This window comes from Ensifer sp. 22460 (genome assembly GCF_052044935.1).
GTDB lineage: Bacteria > Pseudomonadota > Alphaproteobacteria > Rhizobiales > Rhizobiaceae > Ensifer.
Genome location: NZ_JBQENZ010000002.1, coordinates 331,192 through 352,654, shown reverse-complemented (window position 1 = coordinate 352,654; position 21,463 = coordinate 331,192). Strand labels below are relative to the sequence as shown.

The window sequence follows — 21,463 nt, the reverse complement described above, 5'->3', positions numbered from 1 at the left end:
CAAGAAATAACGCATAGCAAAACCGCTTGGAATGGGTCTCGCAAGGCATTATTCTTGGGAAAACCACGCCTCATATCTGAAGAACGGTCGGGAAAAACCGCGGGTTTTCCGAGAATGCAAGAGGTTTGGCTTGACGGGCGGGCCGTCTCTGACTATAGAACCGCGACTTTCCAATAATGGCCTAGGAACGCGGCCTGGGCTCTGGGCCCGCTACCGCATTGTCCGGCGGCGATAAAGAGAATAGGTGTACCATGTCCCGTAGTTGCGAATTGACCGGCAAGGGCGTCCAGTCGGGCAACAATGTAAGCCACGCCAACAACAAGACCAAGCGCCGGTTCCTGCCGAACCTGTGCAACGTCACGCTGATTTCCGATGCTCTCGGCCAGCGCTACCGTCTGCGCGTTTCCGCTGCAGCTCTCCGCTCGGTTGAACACCGTGGCGGCCTCGACGCCTTCCTGCTGAAGTCGGACGAGAACGAGCTGAGCATGCGCGCTCGCCTGCTGCGCCGCCAGATCGTCAAGAAGGTTGCTGAAGCCGCCTAATCGGCGCCAGCGTCCTGTCTTTGACACGCGTTTAAAAGGCTTGCGGGTTCATCCAGCAAGCCTTTTTCTCGTGCGCGTGTTTCTGCCTTCATCGGCCGGATGCTCGATCCGGCTTTCATCCCTCTAGCTGGTGGCATCTCCCAGGATAAAAAAATGCTGATCAACCGCACTTTCTTCGTCTATATCGCGCTGATGACCCTCGTGGTCGTGGCTTCGAACATCCTCGTACAGTACCCGCTGCCGGGCTCGATTGCCGGCATGCAGCTCGGCGATCTTCTCACCTGGGGCGCCTTCAGCTACCCCTTCGCCTTCCTGGTGACGGATCTTACCAATCGACAGTTCGGGCCGCGCATCGCGCGCCGCGTGGTGGTCGCAGGCTTCATCGTAGCCATCCTGCTCTCCTTCGTCGCCGCCACGCCGCGGATCGCGATCGCCTCAGGTTCGGCCTTCCTGTTCGGGCAGCTTCTCGACATCTCGGTATTCAACCGACTGCGCCGTCAGAGCTGGTGGCATGCGCCGCTCGCAGGCTCGCTGATCGGCTCGGCGCTCGACACCGCAATGTTCTTCTCCTTCGCCTTTGCCCCGTTCTTCGTGTTCTTCGGACCGAACGACAGCTTCGCGCTGGAAACCGCCCCCCTTCTCGGCGTGCTCACGGCCGAAGCACCGCGCTGGATCTCCTGGGCGATCGGCGACTTGAGCGTCAAGATCCTCTGCGGCCTCGTCATGCTGCTGCCCTATGGTGCGCTGATGAGCGTCGTCAAGCCGATGCCGGCAGCGGAAGCCAAGGCATCCGCCTAAACAAGGTCTACCGAAAAGGATCGAGCCGATGATTGCGGTCAAAACGACCGCAATCATCGGCTCTGTCGTTTCAGAGCTTGGATCACTCGCCCCTTGGGCGAAACAAGCATTGCCTACTGCGTCAGCACGGTCGTGAGGCGGAACTCGAGCATCAGATTGCGCTCGAGGATGGAGTGGTTGTCGTCCGAAACGACGATCACCCGAACTTCGCCATCCGGCCGTACGACGACGTCGAGCCCTTCCATATTGTCGATCTGGTGGCGCATGTCGGCTTCGAAGATGACTTCGCCATCGACCACGGCGCCGGGCTTGATCGTGTCGCCGGCAATACGCCGGATCTGCATTCCGAGACCAGAACCGAAAGAGAAGCGCCGTTCCAGCAGCAACAGGTCGCCGTTCGGCAGGAACGCGCCGTCGGTTACCGCATAGGGATCCTTGCGCACGACGGCAAACGCGCCGCGCTGCGGCCCGTCGAGAATGCCCGCCAGCAGATTATCCGCCCTGTCGACGCTGCGCTCTGCAACGGCGATCGTCGCGCCGGCCAGGGGGCCGTCCTTTGGCGCGACTGCGATGGTCTCGATGCCGCCATTGTTGCGCAATTCCTTGATCGGGAACGGCAACGCCAGGCTCCCGATCGGCGTCGATGCAGCAAAGCCCGGGTCCGGGTAGATGTCGATGCGGTGTGCCTGCTCGTAGCTGACGACCACCTGCCCCGACCGCAGCGCCAATCCTTCCGAATCCACCTTCCACTTCGCCAGCCCGACGTCGCCGTTGCGGTCGGCCATCGGCGTGGCGGTAAGGTCCGTAAGACCGGAAAGCCGGCCGGCCGCATCACGGGTCACGGCGCCTTCGAGCCAGTGTCCGGTGTCCATGATCGCGATGAATGAAGTGCCATCCGGCCGAAAACGGATTGCCGACACGGCGCCGAACAGGGAATTCGCAGAGGTCATTTCCAGTCCGCCAACGAACTCCAGCGCGTCGAACCGGGTGGCGCTCGATCCAACCGCGAAACTGCTGATCTGACGACTGCGGATCGGCAGAATTTCGCCGTTCGAGGCGGCCCATGCCGAGCCGGTCGACGCCAAAAGCAGGAGGGCTAGAAGTCCGCGACCGAGCATGGGGAAGTACCTTCAGGGGAAGAGCATCAGGAATGAAACGGAGTACGACGACGAGAGACACCTGCCACGGCGCACTGAGATCATCGCTGCAGCTTGGTAGACTGTAAAATTTTGTCCGTAAATTGACTTCGGCTCAAGGTCGGAACGGGCTGTCGCCGATTGGCGTTCGGAAGCGGCAAACACCACCTCCGAACGAAACAAATTATCCGGCGCGACGAAGACGCGAGGAACCGCGGCGCTGGCTTTCATCCTCGAAGAGCGCGGCCAGCTGCTCGGTCATGGCACCGGCGAGTTCGTCGGCATCGACGATGGTCACGGCGCGACGGTAGTATCGCGTCACATCGTGGCCGATCCCGATTGCAAGCAACTCGACAGGCGAGCGCGTCTCGATCTGCTCGATGACAGCGCGCAGATGCCGCTCCAGATAGTTCCCGGGGTTCACCGAAAGCGTCGAGTCGTCAACCGGCGCACCGTCGGAGATCATCATCAGGATGCGGCGCTGCTCGCGCCGTGCCATCAGTCGCTCGTGCGCCCACATCAGCGCCTCGCCGTCGATGTTTTCCTTGAGCAGGCCTTCGCGCATCATCAGGCCGAGATTGCGGCGCGCCCGGCGCCAGGGCGCATCGGCGGACTTGTAGATGATGTGCCGCAGATCGTTGAGCCGGCCCGGCGCCTGCGGCTTGCCGCCGGCGAGCCACTTTTCGCGCGACTGTCCGCCCTTCCACGCCTTGGTGGTGAAGCCGAGGATCTCGACCTTGACGCCGCAGCGTTCCAGCGTGCGCGCCAGGATGTCGGCGCAAGTGGCGGCAACGGTGATCGGGCGGCCACGCATCGAGCCGGAGTTGTCGATCAGCAGCGTCACTACCGTGTCGCGGAAGTTGGTGTCCTTCTCTCGCTTGAAGGAAAGCGGCTGCATCGGGTCGATGATGATGCGCTGCAGGCGCGCCGTGTCGAGGTAGCCCTCTTCGAGATCGAATTCCCAAGAGCGGTTCTGCTGCGCCATCAGGCGGCGCTGCAGGCGGTTGGCAAGGCGACCCACAGCACCCTGGAGATGGGAAAGCTGCTTGTCGAGGAAGGCGCGCAACCGGTCGAGCTCGGCCTCGTCGCACAGCTCTTCCGAAGCGATCGTCTCGTCGAATTCGCGAGTGAAGACGGCGTAGTCGACTTTCTCGTTGAAGTCGGCGAAGGGCTGGTTCGGTCGCTTGACCTCGCCGGGTGTCTCGCTGTCCTCGTCACCCTCGTCCTGGAGATCGTCGTCGGAGATCTCCGCGCCGTCCATCTCGCCTTCTTCCATCTGCTCTTCGGCAGCCTGGTTTTCATCGGCGGGTGCGGCATCGTCGCCGGCTTCCTCGTCGCTGGCGTTTTCGTCCTGCTCCTGGCTGCGCGGCTGATCTTCGTCGGTCTCGCTTTCCTGCTCGTCCGGCTCGACGTCGTCGTCGCCATACTTCTCGGCGACCTCCATCGAGGTCAGCATGTCGCGCACGACCCGGGCAAAGGCCTGCTGGTCGTTGATCGTCGACGACAGGTTCTGGATATCGCCGGCAGCCTTGCCCTCGATGAACTCGCGCCAGAGGTCGAGCACCTTGCCGGCGGAGGCCGGTGGCTTCTCGCCGGTCAACTTCTCGCGCACCAGCAGCGCCACGGCTTCGCCGAGCGGCGCGTCGGCCTGCCGCTCGATCGTGGCAAAATTCGCCTTGGCGTATTTCTCCTCGAGCATGACGTTCAGGTTCTTGGCGACACCCGCCATGCTGAGCGCGCCGATCGCCTCGACGCGCGCCTGCTCGACCGCATCGAAGATCACGCGGGCGTCGGCCCCTTGCGGCGACATCGTCGCGTGGATGCGCGCGTCGTGACAGGCCTTGCGCAGCGCCATGCTGTCACCCAGCCCGCGGGTGACGCTGAGTTCCTGCAGCGTCGGGCGCTTGGAAAGCTCCGGCAGACGAATGCGCTCGCCGGTCATGCCCGGCCGCTCGTTGGCGAAGGCGACTTCCACCTCGGCATCGCCCGCGATCGATCGGATGCAGCCGGAAAGCGCCCGCTTGAACGGTTCGGCAGCATTCTCGCGCGTGGTTGGCTTTGCCTTCGAGTTCGAGCTCACGAGAGTTCCTTCTTCAGCCAGATGCGGTGAAATCCCGGCGGGAAATCATCGAGTTTGCCATAAACGTCATAACCCAGCTTCTGATAGAAGCCGTGCCCTGGAAACTGAATGTGTCGACATAGATGTAACGGGCACCGCGGCTTGCGGCGACCGCTTCGACACGCGCAACGAGCTCACGCCCGCTGCCCGACCCTCTCAGCGCCTCGTCTACCCAGAGCAGTTCGATGAAGCACCAGTTCCACGCCGTGTAGGCGACGATGCCGCCTACGATCTCGTCGCCGTCGTTACGCACCGAAATGGCGAAGCGCTTGTATTTGGCGCTTCCCGCCTTTTCGAGGTTGAAGGCCTTGAGGCCCTTGAAGACCGCGTTGGCGGTCTTCGTGACGCTCTTCTCCTCAACGAAGCGAAGCGCCTGTGCGCCCTCCGCCTCCGCCATGGCTCAGGCGGTGGCTTCCAACACGATGTTGGCAGCGCTTTCCTTGAGCTCGATCCCGAAGGCGCGCTGGTAGTGCTCGGCGACCAGCGCCCGCTCCAGTTCGTCGCACTTGTTGAGGAAGGTCACACGGAAGGCAAAGGCGATATCGCCGAAGATGTGGGCGTTCTCGGCCCAGGTGATGACCGTACGCGGGCTCATGACGGTCGAAAGATCGCCGTTGATGAAGGCGGCGCGCGTGAGGTCGGCAACACGCACCATCTTGGAGACGGTCTCGCGGCCCTTGTCGGCGGTGAAGCCCTTCACCTTGGCGGCGACGATGTCGACTTCCTTGTCATGCGCCAGGTAGTTCAGCGTCGTGACGATCGACCAACGGTCCATCTGCGCCTGGTTGATCTGCTGCGTGCCGTGGTAGAGGCCGGTGGTGTCGCCGAGGCCGATGGTGTTGGCGGTCGCAAACAGGCGGAAGGCCGGGTGCGGACGGATGACGCGGCTCTGGTCGAGCAGCGTCAGGCGGCCGGAGGATTCGAGAACCCGCTGGATCACGAACATGACGTCCGGACGGCCGGCATCGTATTCGTCGAAGACGAGTGCGACATTGTGCTGGTAGGCCCAGGGCAGGATGCCGTCCTTGAACTCGGTGACCTGCAGGCCGTCCTTGACGACGATCGCGTCCTTGCCGACGAGATCGATACGGCTGACATGGCTGTCGAGGTTGACGCGCACGCACGGCCAGTTGAGGCGGGCAGCGACCTGCTCGATATGGGTGGACTTACCGGTACCGTGATAGCCCGAGACCATCACGCGTCGGTTGTGGGCGAAGCCTGCGAGAATAGCGAGCGTGGTTTCGCGGTCGAAGAGGTAATCCGGGTCGAGGTCCGGCACATAGGCGTCGCCCTTCGAATAGGCAGGAACGCGCAAATCCGTATCAATGCCGAAAACCTCCCGGACCGAGATCGTCGTATCGGGGAGGTTGGAAATGTCGAGGTCAATCTTGCTCATCATGTCTCCAGAGCGGCCACCGGACGGCACCCGCGCATTCGCCTGCAAAAGTGCTTCTGTAATAATCCGCGTTGTTAGCAGAAACCAGCCTGTTTTAACAATTGGTAGGCTTGAATAACCGCGCGAAAACGCTCTTCGGATCCCCTATCTCCGCCATTGGCATCGGGGTGATGCTTCTTGACGAGATCCTTGTAGGCAGCCTTGATATCGGCAGCAGTGGCCGAGGCCCCGAGGCCGAGTGTTTCGAACGCCTTTGCCTCGAGCGTCTTCAACTTGCGCTGGCGCGGCTCCGGGCGACGGGCGCGCGCTTCGCTGACGAAGCCGAAGGGGTCGCGCATCCGGGCCTGGGCGCCGGCCGAGCCCGACCGCGTCTGCGACTGCGTCGGACCGTTCTTCGCATTCTTGTTGACGCCGACGGTCCAGGTCGGTCGGTGGCCGGTCACCGCTTCCTTCTGGTAGCGGGCGACCTCGCTATCGGAAAGGCCGGAGAAGTAGTTGTAGCCCTTGTTGTACTCCTTCACATGTTCGAAGCAGAACATGAAGTACTGGCCCTCGGCATTGCGGCCGACGGGCGCTTTATGCACGCCCTTCTGATCGCAGCCGTCCCACTGACAAACGGGCGCAGCCGGCTCCGCCCGGGGCTCAACCTTGCGCCGGGTGCGAATGCGATCGAAGTATTTTGAATCGAGTCTCATGGTGCTCATTATGGGGCTTGGCTGGGGCCACAACAAGAATTGACAAAACGGAATGTTGCTGGCTTTGTGCGGGCATTTTGCGCCGCCAAGCCAGCGATTACCGGGTACTGCAGATCCGCGAGGGGGCGTCAAGCAACCAAGGAAATGGGACGGAAGAATGTCGCTCACGGACACGATCGAAAAGAAGCTGATCGAGGCCTTCCATCCTGAGAGATTGGCGGTCATCAACGAGAGCCACATGCATGCCGGTCATCAGCCGGGTTTCGATGGCGGCGGCGAAACCCACCTGCGGGTGCGCATCGTTTCCAGCGCCTTTACCGGCATGAGCCGCGTCGCCCGTCACCGCGCCATCAATGATCTCCTGAAACCGGAACTCGATGCCGGCCTGCACGCCCTTGCCGTCGAGCCCGCGGCTCCCGGCGAAGCGACCCGCTGGTAGCAATCAAGACGTCGGAGCGGCACCGTCTTCCGCCGGGCGGATGCGCAGCTTGGTGATCCGGTTCTTCACCCTCTTCATCACAATGAAGCGCTTGCCATGGAAGGTGAAGGCCTGACGCTCCTCGGGAATGCTCTTTGACTCGTGAATGACGAGCCCCGCCACCGTCGTCGCTTCTTCGTCCGGCAGCGACCAGTCGAGCGCGCGATTGAGGTCGCGGATCGGCACCGAGCCGTCAACGACGATCGAACCATCCGCCTCCTGGCGCACACCCTGAATGTCGAGGTCGTGCTCGTCGGCAATGTCGCCGACGATCTCCTCCAGAATGTCTTCGAGCGTCACCAGCCCCTGAACCTGGCCGTATTCGTCAACGACGATCGCCAAATGCAGCTTGCGGCGCAGGAAGGCGTTGAGCTGGTCCTTGAGGTTGGTCGTGTCCGGCACGAACCAGGGCTTCTGCGCGATCTTGCCGATATCCAGGTTCTCAGGCTCGACATTGGGCTCCGCCAACGCCCGCAGGAGATCCTTGGAGTGCACGACGCCGATGATGTTGTCGGTCGAACCGCGCCAGAGCGGCAGTCGCGTGAACGGGCTTTCGAGAATGTCGCGGACGCAGGTCTCCGGCGGCTCGTCGGCATTGATCGCCCGCATGGCGGTGCGGTGGATCATGATGTCGGAGACTTCGAGTTCGCCGAGATCGAGCACGCCGCCCAGCCGGTCGCGGTCGGCCTTGATCACCGAACCCTCGCGGTGCAGCAGGTCCACCGCGCCGCGCAGTTCCTCATGCGCCGAGAGCATCGACATGTCGGCGGCAAGATTGACGCCGAAGAGATTGAGCAGGCGCCGGACGATCCCGTTGACGAGGCTGGAGACCGGGCCGACGACCGCGACGAAGGGGCGGACGAGCGGCGCAACGGCAATCGCGAAGCGATCGGGCGAAGCAATCGCCCAGCTCTTCGGCAGCACTTCCGAGAAAATAACGAGCAGCACGGTCATGGCGAGCGTCGCGATGGCGACGCCGGAATCGCCGAAGAGACCGATCAAAAGGCTCGTCGTCAGCGACGACGCGAGAATGTTGACCAGATTGTTGCCGATCAGCAGCGTGCCGATCAGCCGGTCACGGCGTTCGATCAGCCGGTTGACGATGCCGGCACGCTCCTCGCCGTTGTTTTCGAGCGTGTGCATGCGCGAGCGCGAGGCTGCCGTCAGCGCCGTCTCAGAGCCCGAGAAGAACGCCGACAGCACGAGCAGGCAGAGGACCGAGAGGATCGACAGCCAGTATTCCGCCAGAAAAGCAATAAAGGCTTCGCCTGTCATTGCGGATGTTTTTCCCTCAGGAAGCTCAGGGCCTCCGATGCCGGAACGTCATCGGCCACAAAGGATTGTCCGACGCCGTGCGTCAGAATGAAGGTGAGCTTGCCGCCCTTGACCTTCTTGTCCTGGGCGATCGCGTCCATCAGCCTCTCGGCCGGAGGCAAGGTGCCCGGAATTTCCGACATGCGGGTCGGCAGGCCCACAGTCTTCAGATGCGCCTCGACACGAGACGCATCGTCCGGGCTCGCAAGGTTCATGCGTGCCGAGAACTGATGCGCAAGCACCATGCCGATCGAAACGCCCTCGCCGTGCACCAGCCGGGCGCTGTCGTATTCGGTCGCAGCCTCCAGCGCATGGCCGAAGGTGTGGCCGAGATTGAGCAACGCCCGCAGACCGTTCTCGCGCTCGTCCGCTGCCACGACCTCGGCCTTGGCCTGGCAGCTGATCGCGATCGCCTCGATGCGAGCCGCGCCGCCGGCAAAGACCGCCTGCCAGTTCTTTTCGAGCCAGGTGAAGAAGTCCGGCTTGTCGATCAGCCCATACTTCGCGACCTCGGCATAGCCGGCGCGAAACTCGCGTGGACTCAGCGTGTCGAGCACGTCGGTATCGGCGAGCACCAGATCCGGCTGATGGAAGACGCCGATCAGGTTCTTGCCGTGCGGGGAATTGATGCCGGTCTTGCCGCCGACGGAGGAATCGACCTGTGCCAAGAGCGAGGTCGGGATCTGGATGAAACGCGAGCCACGGCGCACGATGCCAGCGGCAAAGCCGGTAAGATCGCCGATGACGCCCCCGCCAAGCGCGATCACCGCATCGTTGCGCTCGATCCGGGCGCCAAGCACGGTTTCACAGACCGGGATCAGTTGCTCGAAGCTCTTGGTCTTCTCGCCGGCGGGAAGCACGAGCGACACTGCGTCGATGTCACGCTCCTTCAGGCTCGCCATCAGGGGCTCGAGGTAGCGCGGCGCTACGTTCTCGTCAGTGATCACGGCCATCTTGCGCCCCTTGAGGCGGGCGGCGATCTCCTGGCCGGCGGCGGCAATCAGCCCGGGACCGATCAGGATATCATAGGAACGATCGCCGAGGTCGACGCGGACCTTGCGTTCGGCAGCGGGCGCAACATGGCTATTCATGGTTCTTCTTGTCCTGGTATTCGATAACGGCGGTGAGAACGTCCTCCACCATCGTCTCTTTCTTCACATCGCGCGACAGCACCGTCAGGTCGGCTTCCGAATAGATCGGGTAGCGCGCGTTCATCAGGTTTTCGAGCGTCTGCTTGGGATTTTCGGTCTTCAGCAGCGGCCGGGTATCGCGCTTGTTGACCCGCTCCCAGAGCACGTCGAGCTCGGCATTGAGCCAGACCGTCAGGCCGCCCTTCCTGATCTGGCGGCGCGAGCGCTCGTTGATGTAGGCGCCGCCGCCGGTCGAGACCACACGCGGACCACTTCTCAGAAGCCGTTTCAGCACCCGCGTTTCCAGTGCGCGGAACTCCTCCTCGCCGTAGCGGGCAAAGAGATCGCTGATCGTCATGCGCGAGACGCGTTCGATCTCGTGGTCGGAATCGACGAAGGGAATTCCGAGCGCCTGGGCGGTCAATCTTCCGATTGCCGACTTGCCGGCGCCCATGAGACCGATGAACACGAGATTGCGTTTACCGAGTACAAGCTTCGCCCGCTCGGCAAGCGTTGCGGAAACCGGTTCGATCACGTCGTTCATTGGACTTCTTATTCCCCATTCCCTTTCGGTATCGACAAATCGGGGTGTAGCGTCAAGTCGTCGCGCGCGTCCGCTCACGGTTCTTGAACTCGGCCGAAGCGGCGTTCATATAGGTCTGGCACCCGCCTTTGTGCCGCGCGTTCATCCGAACGCGCGATCACGCTGGCTGTTTGAACGCCTGCATGCATATCCTTTGGTCCGCTTCGGCCGAAGGCTTCATGCAGAGGAGATTGAAATGCCGACCCTCTTCCGGTTCCTGTTCTTTTGTCTGGTTGTCGCCGGGATAGTCTATGGCACGATGATCTCCCTCGTCACCTTTGTCGAACCGGTTGAGCGCGACGTGACCGTGAAAATCCCGTCCGAGCGGGTGAACAAGCCCCAATGAGCGACCTCTCCGCCGCCCATGTCGAGGCCTTCCTCGAAATGATGAGCGCCGAACGCGGCGCTGCGGTCAACACGCTGCAATCTTACGAGCGCGACCTGGAGGATGCCGCCTCGCACCTGCGCACGCTCGGAACCGGGCTGACGGCGGCAACCCCGGACGACCTTCGCACCTATCTCGCCCATCTCTCGGGCCAGGGCTTCAAGCCCTCCTCGCAGGCACGGCGGCTTTCGGCGCTCCGGCAGTTCTACAAATTCCTCTACGCCGAGGGTATGCGCGGCGACGATCCGACCGGCATTCTCGACGCCCCGAAGAAGGGGCGCAGCCTGCCAAAAACGCTGAGCGTCGAGGACGTCTCGCGGCTGATCGGGCAGGCCGAGAGCGAGGCCGCATCAGGAGGTCCGGACCACCTTGCGAAGTTGCGCATGCATGCGCTGATCGAACTGCTCTACGCCACCGGCATGCGCGTCAGCGAGCTGGTCTCCCTTCCGGCAAGCGTGCTGGCGCAGAACGGCCGCTTCCTCGTGATCCGCGGCAAGGGCAACAAGGACCGGCTCGTGCCGCTCTCGCAAGCGGCAATCCGGGCGATGCGGGCCTATGGCGAGGCGCTCGCCGAGGAAATGGCCAGGGAGGAAGCGGGCAACCGCGAGAGCCCGTGGCTCTTCCCCTCCTCCGGCAAGCAGGGCTTCCTGCCGCGCCAGGTTTTTGCGCGCGATCTGAAATCGCTCGCCGCACGCGCCGGCATAAGGGTCGCCACGATCTCCCCGCACGTGCTGCGGCACGCCTTCGCCAGCCACCTGCTTGCCAATGGCGCGGACCTTCGCGCCGTGCAGGAACTGCTCGGCCATTCGGACATTTCAACGACACAAATCTATACACATGTGCTGGAAGAACGGCTGCACAACCTCGTGCAAAACCATCACCCTCTTGCCAAACAGGCGAAAAAACAGGATTAGGACGGCCGGGCACGCTGGTTTCGGCCCGCTGGTCCTTGTCGCAAAATGATCGGAAACGCATCTCATGCACAACTATCTCGATTTCGAAAAGCCCATCTCCGACCTCGAAGGCAAGATTCTCGAATTGAAGAAGCTCGCCGGCGAAGACGAGAGCGTGAACACTTCGGATGAGATCGAACGCCTGGAGACGCGCGTCCGCGACGCGATGATCGAGATCTATTCCAAGCTGACGCCCTGGCAGAAGACCCAGGTCGCCCGTCACCCCTCGCGCCCGCACTTCCTGGATTACGCCGCCGAGCTCTTCACCGAGTTCACGCCGCTTGCGGGCGACCGCAACTATGCCAACGACGATGCCATCCAGGCCGGCCTTGCGCGTTTCCGCGGCATGCCGGTCGCCGTTCTCGGCCAGGAGAAGGGCAACGACACGAAGTCGCGCATCAAGCACAACTTCGGCAGCCCCCGTCCTGAAGGCTACCGCAAGGCGATCCGCGTCATGGAAATGGCCGATCGCTTCGGCCTGCCCCTGATCACGCTGGTCGATACCGCCGGTGCCTATCCAGGCGTCGGCGCAGAAGAACGCGGCCAGGCGGAAGCCATCGCCCGCTCCACCGAGATGTGCCTCAATGTCCGTGTGCCGATCGTCACCATCGTCATCGGCGAAGGCGGCTCCGGCGGCGCCATCGCGATCGCTACCGGCAACCGCGTCTACATGCTGGAGCATGCGATCTACAGCGTCATCTCGCCGGAAGGAGCTGCCTCGATCCTGTGGCGCGATTCCACCCGCGCCAAGGAAGCCGCCAGCAATATGAAGATCACCTCCGAGGACCTGAAGGCACTCGGCGTCATCGACGGCATCATTCAGGAGCCGGTCGGCGGCGCACACCGCGACCCGAACGCGGTCATCGGCCGCACCGGAACCGTGATCGCCGACGCGTTGAAGGAATTGTCCGGACGCAATGGCGACCAGTTGCGCACGGATCGCCGACAGAAGTACCTCAATATCGGCCGCAACCTCTAGGCAGGAACGGGATAGGGGCGGAAATCCCACGCCCTCTATCCGATCTGGTCCTGGTGGTTCGCGATTGCGCGAGCGGATTTCGCAACTGCAAAGCGGAGTATGGCCAAATCTTGGCCATATTCATGAGGTCATGAACAGCGCATCGGCAGGGCCACCCTGCAGGGTTAAGAATTCGTGAAGTATAATCGCTTAGTGATTCTCTAAAGAGCCCACCCTCGCGGACTTGGGCTTTCCTGCATAATTCCTTAAATCGGCATCGATTTAAGGGCAAAATTATGCAGCTATCTAAAGAGTCACAGCGTCCTTGGCGCGTCAAAGACGCGCGGCGCTGTAGTCGAGTTGGGTTTAAACGGGCCTCTGCTGATGCGTTTCAGAAACCTTGTAGCCTCCGCCGCCATTGTCGCCGCGCTTGCCGGCTGCACCAATGAAACGCTGGACACGACGACGTCGGTCGACCTCAGGTCCGTCAAGAACAAAACCGAGTACCAGGTCTCCGGACCCATGGTCAAAAAGATGACCGAACTCGGGATACAGAAGCAGGCCCCGATCTCGCTGCGCATCTTCAAGGAAGAAGGCACGCTCGAGGTCTGGAAGGCCAATACGGCCAATCGCTTCCAGCTGCTGAAAACCTATAAGATCTGCGCCTGGTCCGGCAAATTGGGCCCGAAGGTAAAGGAAGGCGATCGTCAGGCGCCGGAGGGCTTCTATCCGCTCTTCCCGCACCAGATGAACCCCAACTCGAATTATTACCTGGCGATCAACACCGGCTATCCCAACACCTACGACAAGGCGAACGGCCGTCAGGGAACGCACCTGATGATCCACGGCGCCTGCTCGTCGTCGGGCTGCTACTCGATGACCGACGAGCAGATGATCGAGATCTTCGCCCTCGCCCGGGATTCCTTCAAGGGCGGCCAGGAAAGTGTTCAGCTCCAGGCCTTCCCCTTCCGCATGACCGCGGAAAACATGGCGCGCCATCGCAACAACCCGAACATCGATTTCTGGAAGATGCTGAAGGTCGGCTACGACCAGTTCGAGATCACCAAGCGTCCGCCTGAAGTGAACGTCTGCGAGAAGAAGTACGTCTTCAACCAGCAGGCCTCCGGCCCGTTCAATCCGAGCGGCCAGTGCCCGGCCATGTCGACCCCGCCGGCGCTGCAAGTGGCGATGGCAGGCTTCGAGAAGACCTACCAGACCGACTACGACAAGGCCATGAAGAAGTATGACGGCATGGTCTGGTACGAGCCGAGCGAAGCCGAGCGCAAGGCGATCGTCGCCAAGCAGCGCGTCGGCCGCGAACTCGCCTATGCGCCAACCGGCAACTCCTTCGACGCCGGCAAGCTGATGAAGGCCAGCGACCTCGAGAAGAAGCTCGCCGACCAGAAGGAAGCGGAAGAGACCAAGCAGGCCGTCGAGATCCAGAAGAAGGAACTCGAAAAGGCGACCGACGGCGGCAAGCACGTCCCGGTTCCAGCCGCCAACCCCGTACCGCAGCCGGTGATGCAGGCAGCCGTCGAGCAGCCGGCGAAGAAATCCTTCTGGAGCCTGTTCTCGAAGAGCGAGCCGGAGGCAGAAGCACCCGCTCCGGCGGTTCAGACACCCGAACAGCAGGCAGCCGTCGCACCGCAAGCGCAGGAACCGGCGAAGACGACCAAGCAGGCACGCACGACGGCGCCAGCTGCGACCGAGCAGCAGACGGCCGCCGTTGCAACGGCACCTGCCCCCGAGGCGGTGGCGGAAACACCTGTGCTCACCGAAGAGCCGCCGAAGAAGCGCCCCTTCTGGAAAATCTGGGGCAATTGATGCCGGGCGAGACCAAGATCGTCTACGACCTCAGGGGGCTTAAATGCCCCCTTCCCGTTTTGAAGACGCGCAAGCGCATGTCCTCACTAGCCCCGGGCGCATTGCTGGAGATCGAGACGACCGATCCTCTGGCGGTGATCGATATCCCGCACTTCTGCAACGAAGACGGCCACACGCTCGAAGAGTCCGCTGCTGCCGACGGCGGCCACCGGTTTCTGATCCGCAAGGGCGCCTGAGACGCCGCGACGGGCCGCGGCATCACAATGCTATCTGAATGATGATTAAAACCGCATGCCGGGAACGGCGAGCGGATTGTCGGAAAGCGCCTGCGCGTCCGGCCGGTCGATGCGCGGCTTGCCGGTAAAGGCGTCGAACAGGTCGCGGACAAAGCCTTCCGTCAATCCCTTGGTGATCAGCACCATGCGGGTGCGCCGGTCGTTCGGGTCCGGCCATGCCGCCAGACGCTCCGGCGTGTGAAAGACATTCTGCACGCCATGCAACACCAGCGGCCGGTCCGGTCTGTCGGCCACCGCTACGATTGCTTTCATCCTGAGCAGCTTCTCGCCATGCGCCGAACGCAGGAGGTCGATGAACATATCGAGTGCCATCGGCTCGATCGGCCGGTCGTGCACGATGCTGAACGAGCGGATGTCGCCACCATGCCGGTTCACATCATGATGATGATCGTGGTCATGGTGGTGATCATGATCGTGATGGTGGTCACCATGATCGTGGTGATGATGGTTGTGCTCGTGATGGGCTTCATCCTGCAGCCAGCGGCCGACATCGGCGATCTTCGAGGATGGATCATAAAGGCCGCAGGCGAAAAGCGCTGAGCGTCCCGCCTCCTCGCTGTCGCCATCGATGAGCGGCGCACGCGGATTGAGCGCCCGGATCCGTGCCGTCAGCTCGTCGCGCTGGGCTGCATCGGCAAGACCGGTCTTGCTGACGACGATGCGGTCGGCGACCGCGATCTGCTTCAGGGCTTCCTCGTGATTGGCGATCGTCTGCAGGCCGTTGACGGCATCGACGACCGTGACGACGCCATCCAGCCGGAAGCTCTGCGCGATAATGGGATTGCCGATCACCGATTGCAGCACCGGCGCGGGGTCGGCAAGGCCGGTTGTTTCGATGACGATGCGCTTCAGCGGCTTGATCTTGCCCGTCTGCATCCGGTCCATGAGATCGGCAAGCGTGTCGACCAGTTCGCCGCGCACCGTGCAGCAGAGGCAGCCGTCGGAAAGCTCGATAACCCCGTCGCTGGAGGCCTCCACCAGCAGGTGGTCGATCGAGACATCGCCGAACTCGTTGATGATGACTGCCGTGTCCGAGAGATCGGGATCCTTCAGCAACCGGTTCAGCAACGTTGTCTTGCCCGCACCGAGAAAGCCGGTGAGGATCGAGACCGGCACCGCCGGCAAGGGACTAGCCATCATGAACTCCGATCAGAAAGTCGGCCGCGGCACGGGGATCGGCACATTGGCGGCGTCTCCCTGGCCAGCCTGGTCGGCGACGACTTTCGGCGCCTTCTCACCGCTGCCGGCGATAAGACCGGCGAAGGCGAGATTCAGCGGCCGGTTGATTTCGTGGATATAGGGCGAGAGCAGCTTCTGGCGGCCGCCCTCGTCGCGGCCTTCGCTGCGGACCTTGGCCGCCGCCTTCGAGCAGATCTGTTTGCTGACATCGGCCACCATGTCGCGTGTCTCGCCATAGGGCGGGATCTGCACGAGGGAAGGTTTGCCATTGCCGCTCGTCGTCAGCGCCATCTGCATGAGCCGCGCAGATTCGTCGGCACGCGCGCCGAGGCTATCCTCGCCGAGTACGACAGAGACGACGCTACGCCCGTCACGGGTGGCAGACGAAACCTGGTTGAAGCCGGAGGCGCAGATGAAGCCGGTCTTCATGCCATCGGCGCCTTCGAAGCGTCCGATCAGCATGTTGTAGTTCGGATAGTTCTTCTTGCCGGTGGTGAAGCCTTCCAGCGAGAAATAGGAAGCATATTGCGGGAACTCGCGCTTGAGCGTAATCGCCAGCACCGCAAGGTCGCGCGCCGTCGTATACTGGCCCGGACCCGGCAGGCCGTTGGGATTGATGAAGTTGGACGAGGTCATGCCGATGCGGCGCGCCTCGGCGTTCATCCGCTCGATGAAGGCGGGCTCCGAACCGCCGACCGTCTCGGCGATGGCCACTGCGACGTCGTTCGCGGACTTGACCAGCATCATCTTCAGCGCGCTGTCGAGCGTCATCGCCTGCCCGGGCTTGTAGAACATCTTGCTCGGCGGCTCGGAGGCCGCATTCTTGGTCATGATGACCGGGCTCTCGAGCGTAAGCTGCCCCGACTTGATCGCGCGGAAGGCCGTATAGGCCGTCATCAGTTTGGTCAGCGATGCCGGATACCATTTCTGGAAGATGTCCTGATGTTCGTAGACCTTCAGCGAATTGACGTCGACGACGAGCCGCGGATTGGCTGCAGCCGGCAATGCCGCAAGAAGCGTCGCGCACGTCACTGCCGTGACACCAAGCGCCCTCATCTTGCCACGTGTGAAAATTCCTGCTGTCACCACGATAGAACCTCGAAATTCCGCTGTTGCCTCGTCTCGTCCGGCTATTTAGCCTATATGGCGAGGAGATGGCAAAGCCCATTCACGGGCACCCCTGCCAATCCACCGCAGATACACAGTGATCGAACAGACCGACAGGACGAACCGATGCCGATACTCAACCGTGCCGCCGAGCTCCAGAACGAAGTCGCCGAATGGCGGCGCCACCTGCACAGGAACCCGGAGCTCCTGTTTGCGGTCGAAAATACGGCATCCTTCGTCGAAAAGAAACTCAAGGAGTTCGGCGTTGACGAAGTCGTGACGGGCCTCGGCCGCACCGGCGTCGTCGGCCTGATCCGCGGCAATCTCGGCTCGGGCCGCACGATCGGCCTGCGCGCCGACATGGATGCGCTGCCGATTACCGAGACGAGCGGCAAGCCCTGGGCTTCGGAAACGTCTGGCAAGATGCATGCCTGTGGCCACGACGGCCATACGGCGATGCTTCTCGGAGCGGCCAAGTATCTCGCCGAAACCCGCAACTTCGCCGGCAGTGTCGCAGTCATCTTCCAGCCCGCCGAAGAAGGCGGCGGTGGCGGCAACGAGATGGTCAAGGACGGCATGATGGAGCGTTTCGCCATTGAGGAAGTCTATGGCATGCACAACATGCCGGGCATGCCCATTGGTCACTTCGGCAGCCGTGTCGGCCCCATCATGGCTTCGACCGACGAGTTCACCATCACCATCAAGGGCCGCGGCGGCCATGCGGCCCAGCCGCACAAGACGATCGACCCGATCATCGTCGGCACCCAGATTGTCACCGCTCTGCAGACGATCGCCTCGCGCACGGTCGATCCCCTCGCCTCCGTCGTCGTCTCGGTGACCAAGTTCAACGCCGGCTTCGCCCACAACGTCATTCCGGAAGAAGCCGTTCTCGGGGGCACGGTGCGCACTCTCGTGCCTGAGGTACGCGATATCGGCGAGGGCCGCATCCGCACGATCGCCGAAGGAGTGGCGGCCCTATACGGCGCGACCGTCAACGTCGCCTACAATCGCAACTATCCGGTGACCGTGAACCATGCGGAAGAGACCGGCTACGCTTTGAGGGCCGCGGCCGAGATCGCGGGGACAAGCAACGTCAAGCCGTCGCTCGACCCGATGATGGGCGGAGAGGATTTCTCCTACATGCTGATTGCCCGTCCCGGCGCCTTCGTATTCATGGGCAACGGCGACACCGCCGGGCTGCATCACCCGGCTTACGATTTCAATGACGAGGCGATCCCGCACGGCATCTCCTACTGGGTGAAGCTCGCGGAAACGCGACTTGCCGCCTGAGGCATCGGCGGGAGGCACCATGCATCAGATCGACAAGATTGACCGTAGAATTCTCAACATCCTCCAGGCGGATGGGCGGATCACCAACCTTGAGCTTGCCGATCGCATCGGCCTGTCGCCGACGGCGACCAGCGAGCGGCTGCGCCGGCTGTTGAAGGAAGGCTACGTCTCGGGCTTCGGCGCGCGGCTTGACCCGCACAAGCTCGGCTTCGGCCTGCTGGTTTTCATCGAGGTCATGCTCGACAAGACGACGCCCGACGTCTTCGACCAGTTCGCCGCCGCCGTCAAACAGGCGCCGGCCGTGCTCGAATGTCACATGGTGGCGGGGGGCTTCGACTATCTCGTCAAGACGCGGTTCGAGGACATGGCGGCCTACCGCAACTTCCTCGGCCAAGTGCTCTGGACGCTTCCGGGCGTCAAGGAGACCCGAACTTACGCAGTGATGGAAGAGATCAAGAACGACGGACCGCTGCCGCTCGTTTGAGCCGCAGTCAGAAAAAAGGCCCGGAAACCCCATCGGATTCCGGGCCGTTCCATTTCAGTTTAGGCGGCGTCCTGCAGCGACGCCATGTCGATGACGAAGCGGTAGCGCACATCGCTCTTGACGACGCGTTCATAGGCTTCGTTGATCTGTTGGATCCGGATCGTTTCGATTTCCGAGACGATATTGTGCTCGCCGCAGAAGTCGAGCATCTCCTGGGTTTCCTTGATCGAGCCGATCATCGAACCGGAAATGCTCCGGCGGGCGGGCACCAGCGAGAAAGCATGTACCGGCACCGCATTCTCAGGAATGCCGACCAGCACGAAATCGCCGTCGACCTTCAGAAGGTTGACGTAGGCATTCCAGTCGATCTCGGCGGCCACCGTGCAGATGATCAGATCGAACGTGCCTGCCAGTGCCGTGAAGGTCTCCGGATCGTTGGTGGCGTAGTAGCGATCGGCGCCGAGCTTCAGCCCGTCTTCCTTCTTGGAAAGCGTCTGGCTGAGAACGGTCACCTCCGCGCCCATGGCGTGCGCCAGCTTGACGCCCATGTGGCCGAGGCCGCCCATGCCGACGATCGCGACCTTCTTGCCGGGACCGGCCTTCCAGTGGCGCAGCGGCGAATAAAGCGTGATGCCGGCGCAAAGCAGCGGTGCTGCGGCGTCGAGCGGCAGGTTCTCCGGGATCGACAGCACATAGCCTTCCTTGACGACGATACTGTCGGAATAGCCGCCCTGGGTCGGCGTCTTACCGTCGGCTTCCACGCCGTTATAGGTCACGATCAGACCGGGCATGTAATGTTCCAGATCCACATCGCGCGTGGCGCAGGTGGTGCAGGAATCGACGAAGCAGCCGACGCCGGCGCGGTCACCGACTTTGAACTTGGTGACCTTGGAGCCAACCGCCGTCACGATGCCGACGATCTCGTGGCCGGGAACCATCGGGAAGGCCGAATTGCCCCATTCGTTGCGGGCCTGGTGGATGTCGGAGTGGCAGACGCCGCAATATTTGATCTCGATCACCACGTCGTCGTCGCGCGGTTCGCGGCGCTCGAAGGTGAAGGGCGTCAGCGGCTTCGACGCATCGGTCGCCGCATATCCTCTTGCAATGGCCATCAGTCTGTCCTCATTTTGGGAAAGGGTGCAGGTCCGGAGGGAACCCGGCCTGACGCACCTCGAACTATGGGGGCGCAGACACGGTGAGCGTTAGAGCGATCCTGCAAAATTCTTGCACGATCCTACAAGATTGACAGTGAGATCCTGGAGATGGCACGTCGATGCCCTACCTGAGCGTTGCCTCACACAATGCTAAGCCGCTGGAAAGACCGCAGATTATGACAGCCACAAGACAGACTGCCCGCCACCAGATGATCGATGTCATTGCCCGGTTTGCCGAGCGGGACGGCGACCACCTGACCGGGATTTCCGGCCTGACCCTGCATCGCCATGGCGGCGACGCTCCGGTCAATTGCTCGGCCTATCGGCCAAGCCTGGCAATCATCGTGCAAGGGGCCAAACGTGTGGTTCTCGGCGACGAGACACTGATCTACGGCGCGTCGGACTATCTGCTGACGTCAATCGACCTGCCCGTTCTCTCCCAGGTCTGCAAGGCCTCCGCAGAAGAACCTTATCTCAGCATGGCCTTCACGCTCGATCCCGGCAAGATCCAGGCGCTGCTTGCGTCCTTGTCGCAATTGCCGCAGCCGGCCGCTTCGGCGCGCGGCATGAGCGTCAGCAAGATCACTGTCGATCTCGAAGACGCGGCCCTGCGCCTGCTGCGCCTGCTCGAACGGCCGGACGATATCCCCGCCCTCTTGCCACTGATCGAACAGGAGATCCTCTACCGGCTTTTGACCGGCCCGCACGGCCACCGCCTGCGGCAGATGGCGACGACCGACAGCCAGCCTCATCAGGTCGGCCGCGCCGTCGCCTGGCTGAAAGAGCACTATTCGCGGCCGCTGCGGATCGACGATCTCGCCAACCGTGTCTCCATGAGCGTGTCGTCGCTGCACCATCACTTCAAGGCGATCACCGCGATGAGCCCGCTGCAATACCAGAAGCAGCTCCGGCTGCAGGAGGCGCGACGGCTGATGCTGGAGGAGCAGCTCGACGCCGGCGACGCCGGCCATCAGGTGGGCTACGAAAGCCAGTCGCAGTTCAGCCGCGAGTATGCCCGCCACTTCGGCGAGCCACCGATGCGCGACATCGGCCGGGTGCGCCGCTCGCTGCTCGAACGGCTGGCTCCGCAGGCGGAGATGTTGAGCGAGGGCTGAGGAGCACGCCTCAACTCCGCTCGATATCCCTTCGCAGCACGATCGACGTCGTCAAATCCTCGACATTGTCCATCGTCGCCACCTCGTTGCGCAACTCGTTGAGCGCATTGATCGAGCCGACCTCGACCTCGACGACGAGATCGAGCTGGCCGCTGACGGATGACACCTTGCGCACCGAGGAAAAGCCGGCGAGCCGGTCGAGCACGCCGATCGACGGCGTGCGCTTCAAAGTCACCAGCAGGAAAGCCTGGATCGTGCCCTCCTCCAATTGCCCGATATCGGCGCGATAGCCGCGAATGACACCGGCCTTTTCAAGCCGGCTGACCCGCTCGGTGGTCGCACTTCTGGAGAGGCCGATGCGGCCCGCCAGCGACTTCATCGGGATGCGCGCCTCTTGCGACAGGATGCTGAGGATCGTGCGGTCGATCGCGTCTATGTCCTGCATCTCTGCTCCTCCGCGGTCCGCCGACAAGATGACGGTTATTATAAACATAGTGCCGGTGCAACCGGCATATTGCCGGATGCAT

23 protein-coding genes are annotated in these 21,463 nt (G+C 62.4%); 11 read left to right on the top strand and 12 right to left on the bottom strand.

Translation table 11 applies throughout. The features are described from left to right. Positions 1-251: 251 nt before the first annotated feature. Positions 252-542, top strand: coding sequence for a 50S ribosomal protein L28 (rpmB, locus tag ACTJKM_RS03905; protein WP_034806568.1), 291 nt, complete (start codon positions 252-254; stop codon positions 540-542). A gap of 153 nt (positions 543-695) precedes the next feature. Further along, positions 696-1,340: a queuosine precursor transporter gene (locus ACTJKM_RS03900; RefSeq protein WP_057254752.1), complete on the top strand. Its 645-nt coding sequence runs from the start codon at positions 696-698 to the stop codon at positions 1,338-1,340. Between the two features lie 113 nt (positions 1,341-1,453). Here ACTJKM_RS03900 and ACTJKM_RS03895 read toward each other — a convergent pair whose 3' ends face one another. The 5 genes from ACTJKM_RS03895 to ACTJKM_RS03875 form a co-directional block, all read right to left on the bottom strand. Continuing rightward, positions 1,454-2,458: an esterase-like activity of phytase family protein gene (locus tag ACTJKM_RS03895; RefSeq protein ID WP_058325833.1), complete on the bottom strand. Its 1,005-nt coding sequence runs from the start codon at positions 2,456-2,458 to the stop codon at positions 1,454-1,456. Between the two features lie 202 nt (positions 2,459-2,660). After that, the gene (cobT, locus tag ACTJKM_RS03890) at positions 2,661-4,556 is read right to left on the bottom strand and encodes a cobaltochelatase subunit CobT (RefSeq protein ID WP_113513193.1); all 1,896 of its coding nucleotides are present in this window, start codon (positions 4,554-4,556) and stop codon (positions 2,661-2,663) included. Positions 4,557-4,569: 13 nt separating this feature from the next. Further along, the gene (locus tag ACTJKM_RS03885) at positions 4,570-4,992 is read right to left on the bottom strand and encodes a GNAT family N-acetyltransferase (RefSeq protein ID WP_058325860.1); all 423 of its coding nucleotides are present in this window, start codon (positions 4,990-4,992) and stop codon (positions 4,570-4,572) included. Between the two features lie 3 nt (positions 4,993-4,995). Next, a complete protein-coding gene (gene cobS, locus ACTJKM_RS03880; RefSeq protein ID WP_058321093.1) occupies positions 4,996-5,991 on the bottom strand; it encodes a cobaltochelatase subunit CobS in 996 nt (331 codons plus the stop codon). A 74-nt stretch (positions 5,992-6,065) separates the two neighbouring features. Beyond that, entirely contained in the window at positions 6,066-6,695 is a 630-nt protein-coding gene (locus ACTJKM_RS03875) for a J domain-containing protein (protein WP_057254748.1), read from the bottom strand. A gap of 148 nt (positions 6,696-6,843) precedes the next feature. On the opposite strand from ACTJKM_RS03875, the gene ACTJKM_RS03870 reads away from it, so the two are divergent. Continuing rightward, positions 6,844-7,125: a BolA family protein gene (locus tag ACTJKM_RS03870; protein ID WP_057254747.1), complete on the top strand. Its 282-nt coding sequence runs from the start codon at positions 6,844-6,846 to the stop codon at positions 7,123-7,125. Positions 7,126-7,128: 3 nt separating this feature from the next. Here ACTJKM_RS03870 and ACTJKM_RS03865 read toward each other — a convergent pair whose 3' ends face one another. Genes ACTJKM_RS03865 through ACTJKM_RS03855 form a run of 3 tightly spaced genes read right to left on the bottom strand, consistent with a single transcriptional unit; the run spans position 7,129 to position 10,152 of the window. After that, complete coding sequence (locus ACTJKM_RS03865) at positions 7,129-8,439, bottom strand: HlyC/CorC family transporter (protein WP_058325861.1); 1,311 nt, start codon at positions 8,437-8,439, stop codon at positions 7,129-7,131. Beyond that, positions 8,436-9,569, bottom strand: coding sequence for a 3-dehydroquinate synthase (gene aroB / locus ACTJKM_RS03860; protein WP_058325862.1), 1,134 nt, complete (start codon positions 9,567-9,569; stop codon positions 8,436-8,438). Before aroB ends, ACTJKM_RS03865 begins: the two co-directional genes overlap by 4 nt. After that, complete coding sequence (locus ACTJKM_RS03855; RefSeq protein ID WP_057254744.1) at positions 9,562-10,152, bottom strand: shikimate kinase; 591 nt, start codon at positions 10,150-10,152, stop codon at positions 9,562-9,564. The genes aroB and ACTJKM_RS03855 overlap by 8 nt, the downstream gene beginning before the upstream one ends. Before the next feature lie 235 nt (positions 10,153-10,387). On the opposite strand from ACTJKM_RS03855, the gene ACTJKM_RS03850 reads away from it, so the two are divergent. The 5 genes from ACTJKM_RS03850 (at position 10,388) to ACTJKM_RS03830 (ending at position 14,547) form a co-directional block, all read left to right on the top strand. Next, positions 10,388-10,537, top strand: coding sequence for a hypothetical protein (locus ACTJKM_RS03850; RefSeq protein ID WP_113399023.1), 150 nt, complete (start codon positions 10,388-10,390; stop codon positions 10,535-10,537). After that, the gene (xerD, locus tag ACTJKM_RS03845) at positions 10,534-11,490 is read left to right on the top strand and encodes a site-specific tyrosine recombinase XerD (protein WP_058321072.1); all 957 of its coding nucleotides are present in this window, start codon (positions 10,534-10,536) and stop codon (positions 11,488-11,490) included. The genes ACTJKM_RS03850 and xerD overlap by 4 nt, the downstream gene beginning before the upstream one ends. Positions 11,491-11,554: 64 nt before the next feature. Further along, positions 11,555-12,508 carry an acetyl-CoA carboxylase carboxyltransferase subunit alpha gene (locus ACTJKM_RS03840; RefSeq protein ID WP_058325863.1) on the top strand — a complete coding sequence of 318 codons (954 nt, stop codon included), beginning with the start codon at positions 11,555-11,557 and terminating at the stop codon, positions 12,506-12,508. A gap of 363 nt (positions 12,509-12,871) precedes the next feature. Beyond that, entirely contained in the window at positions 12,872-14,311 is a 1,440-nt protein-coding gene (locus ACTJKM_RS03835) for a L,D-transpeptidase family protein (protein WP_058325864.1), read from the top strand. Then, entirely contained in the window at positions 14,311-14,547 is a 237-nt protein-coding gene (locus ACTJKM_RS03830) for a sulfurtransferase TusA family protein (RefSeq protein ID WP_058325865.1), read from the top strand. Before ACTJKM_RS03835 ends, ACTJKM_RS03830 begins: the two co-directional genes overlap by 1 nt. Positions 14,548-14,592: 45 nt before the next feature. Here the strand turns inward: ACTJKM_RS03830 and ACTJKM_RS03825 are convergent, their stop codons facing one another. Together ACTJKM_RS03825 and ACTJKM_RS03820 are read right to left on the bottom strand one after the other, a co-directional pair. Further along, a complete protein-coding gene (locus ACTJKM_RS03825) occupies positions 14,593-15,744 on the bottom strand; it encodes a CobW family GTP-binding protein (RefSeq protein ID WP_113513195.1) in 1,152 nt (383 codons plus the stop codon). A 12-nt stretch (positions 15,745-15,756) separates the two neighbouring features. Then, positions 15,757-16,842, bottom strand: a complete 1,086-nt coding sequence (locus ACTJKM_RS03820; protein WP_058325866.1) for a D-alanyl-D-alanine carboxypeptidase family protein — start codon at positions 16,840-16,842, stop codon at positions 15,757-15,759. A gap of 177 nt (positions 16,843-17,019) precedes the next feature. Between ACTJKM_RS03820 and ACTJKM_RS03815 the strand changes: the two genes are divergently transcribed. Next, positions 17,020-18,183: a M20 aminoacylase family protein gene (locus ACTJKM_RS03815; RefSeq protein ID WP_058325867.1), complete on the top strand. Its 1,164-nt coding sequence runs from the start codon at positions 17,020-17,022 to the stop codon at positions 18,181-18,183. Between the two features lie 19 nt (positions 18,184-18,202). Beyond that, positions 18,203-18,667 carry an Lrp/AsnC ligand binding domain-containing protein gene (locus tag ACTJKM_RS03810; RefSeq protein WP_057254736.1) on the top strand — a complete coding sequence of 155 codons (465 nt, stop codon included), beginning with the start codon at positions 18,203-18,205 and terminating at the stop codon, positions 18,665-18,667. 59 nt (positions 18,668-18,726) lie between these two features. Here ACTJKM_RS03810 and ACTJKM_RS03805 read toward each other — a convergent pair whose 3' ends face one another. Further along, positions 18,727-19,779 (bottom strand): NAD(P)-dependent alcohol dehydrogenase, encoded by a 1,053-nt coding sequence (locus ACTJKM_RS03805; RefSeq protein WP_058325868.1) that lies wholly within the window; start codon positions 19,777-19,779, stop codon positions 18,727-18,729. Positions 19,780-19,997: 218 nt separating this feature from the next. On the opposite strand from ACTJKM_RS03805, the gene ACTJKM_RS03800 reads away from it, so the two are divergent. Further along, entirely contained in the window at positions 19,998-20,936 is a 939-nt protein-coding gene (locus ACTJKM_RS03800) for an AraC family transcriptional regulator (protein WP_057254734.1), read from the top strand. Positions 20,937-20,946: 10 nt separating this feature from the next. On the opposite strand, the gene ACTJKM_RS03795 is transcribed toward ACTJKM_RS03800, so the two are convergent. Further along, complete coding sequence (locus ACTJKM_RS03795) at positions 20,947-21,429, bottom strand: Lrp/AsnC family transcriptional regulator (protein ID WP_057254733.1); 483 nt, start codon at positions 21,427-21,429, stop codon at positions 20,947-20,949. Between the last annotated feature and the right edge of the window lie 34 nt (positions 21,430-21,463).

Excerpts from the sequence above, each read along its gene's own strand:
- aroB (WP_058325862.1), bottom strand. The coding sequence starts at position 9,569 with ATGAATAGCCATGTTGCGCCCGCTGCCGAACGCAAGGTCCGCGTCGAC.
- ACTJKM_RS03835 (WP_058325864.1), top strand. The coding sequence starts at position 12,872 with ATGCGTTTCAGAAACCTTGTAGCCTCCGCCGCCATTGTCGCCGCGCTT.
- ACTJKM_RS03865 (WP_058325861.1), bottom strand. The coding sequence starts at position 8,439 with ATGACAGGCGAAGCCTTTATTGCTTTTCTGGCGGAATACTGGCTGTCG.
- ACTJKM_RS03825 (WP_113513195.1), bottom strand. The coding sequence starts at position 15,744 with ATGGCTAGTCCCTTGCCGGCGGTGCCGGTCTCGATCCTCACCGGCTTT.
- ACTJKM_RS03805 (WP_058325868.1), bottom strand. The coding sequence starts at position 19,779 with ATGGCCATTGCAAGAGGATATGCGGCGACCGATGCGTCGAAGCCGCTG.
- ACTJKM_RS03875 (WP_057254748.1), bottom strand. The coding sequence starts at position 6,695 with ATGAGCACCATGAGACTCGATTCAAAATACTTCGATCGCATTCGCACC.
- ACTJKM_RS03840 (WP_058325863.1), top strand. The coding sequence starts at position 11,555 with ATGCACAACTATCTCGATTTCGAAAAGCCCATCTCCGACCTCGAAGGC.
- ACTJKM_RS03855 (WP_057254744.1), bottom strand. The coding sequence starts at position 10,152 with ATGAACGACGTGATCGAACCGGTTTCCGCAACGCTTGCCGAGCGGGCG.
- rpmB (WP_034806568.1), top strand. The coding sequence starts at position 252 with ATGTCCCGTAGTTGCGAATTGACCGGCAAGGGCGTCCAGTCGGGCAAC.
- ACTJKM_RS03815 (WP_058325867.1), top strand. The coding sequence starts at position 17,020 with ATGCCGATACTCAACCGTGCCGCCGAGCTCCAGAACGAAGTCGCCGAA.
- ACTJKM_RS03895 (WP_058325833.1), bottom strand. The coding sequence starts at position 2,458 with ATGCTCGGTCGCGGACTTCTAGCCCTCCTGCTTTTGGCGTCGACCGGC.
- ACTJKM_RS03900 (WP_057254752.1), top strand. The coding sequence starts at position 696 with ATGCTGATCAACCGCACTTTCTTCGTCTATATCGCGCTGATGACCCTC.
- ACTJKM_RS03795 (WP_057254733.1), bottom strand. The coding sequence starts at position 21,429 with ATGTTTATAATAACCGTCATCTTGTCGGCGGACCGCGGAGGAGCAGAG.
- cobS (WP_058321093.1), bottom strand. The coding sequence starts at position 5,991 with ATGAGCAAGATTGACCTCGACATTTCCAACCTCCCCGATACGACGATC.
- xerD (WP_058321072.1), top strand. The coding sequence starts at position 10,534 with ATGAGCGACCTCTCCGCCGCCCATGTCGAGGCCTTCCTCGAAATGATG.
- ACTJKM_RS03830 (WP_058325865.1), top strand. The coding sequence starts at position 14,311 with ATGCCGGGCGAGACCAAGATCGTCTACGACCTCAGGGGGCTTAAATGC.
- ACTJKM_RS03810 (WP_057254736.1), top strand. The coding sequence starts at position 18,203 with ATGCATCAGATCGACAAGATTGACCGTAGAATTCTCAACATCCTCCAG.
- ACTJKM_RS03820 (WP_058325866.1), bottom strand. The coding sequence starts at position 16,842 with ATGAGGGCGCTTGGTGTCACGGCAGTGACGTGCGCGACGCTTCTTGCG.
- ACTJKM_RS03850 (WP_113399023.1), top strand. The coding sequence starts at position 10,388 with ATGCCGACCCTCTTCCGGTTCCTGTTCTTTTGTCTGGTTGTCGCCGGG.
- ACTJKM_RS03800 (WP_057254734.1), top strand. The coding sequence starts at position 19,998 with ATGACAGCCACAAGACAGACTGCCCGCCACCAGATGATCGATGTCATT.
- ACTJKM_RS03870 (WP_057254747.1), top strand. The coding sequence starts at position 6,844 with ATGTCGCTCACGGACACGATCGAAAAGAAGCTGATCGAGGCCTTCCAT.
- ACTJKM_RS03885 (WP_058325860.1), bottom strand. The coding sequence starts at position 4,992 with ATGGCGGAGGCGGAGGGCGCACAGGCGCTTCGCTTCGTTGAGGAGAAG.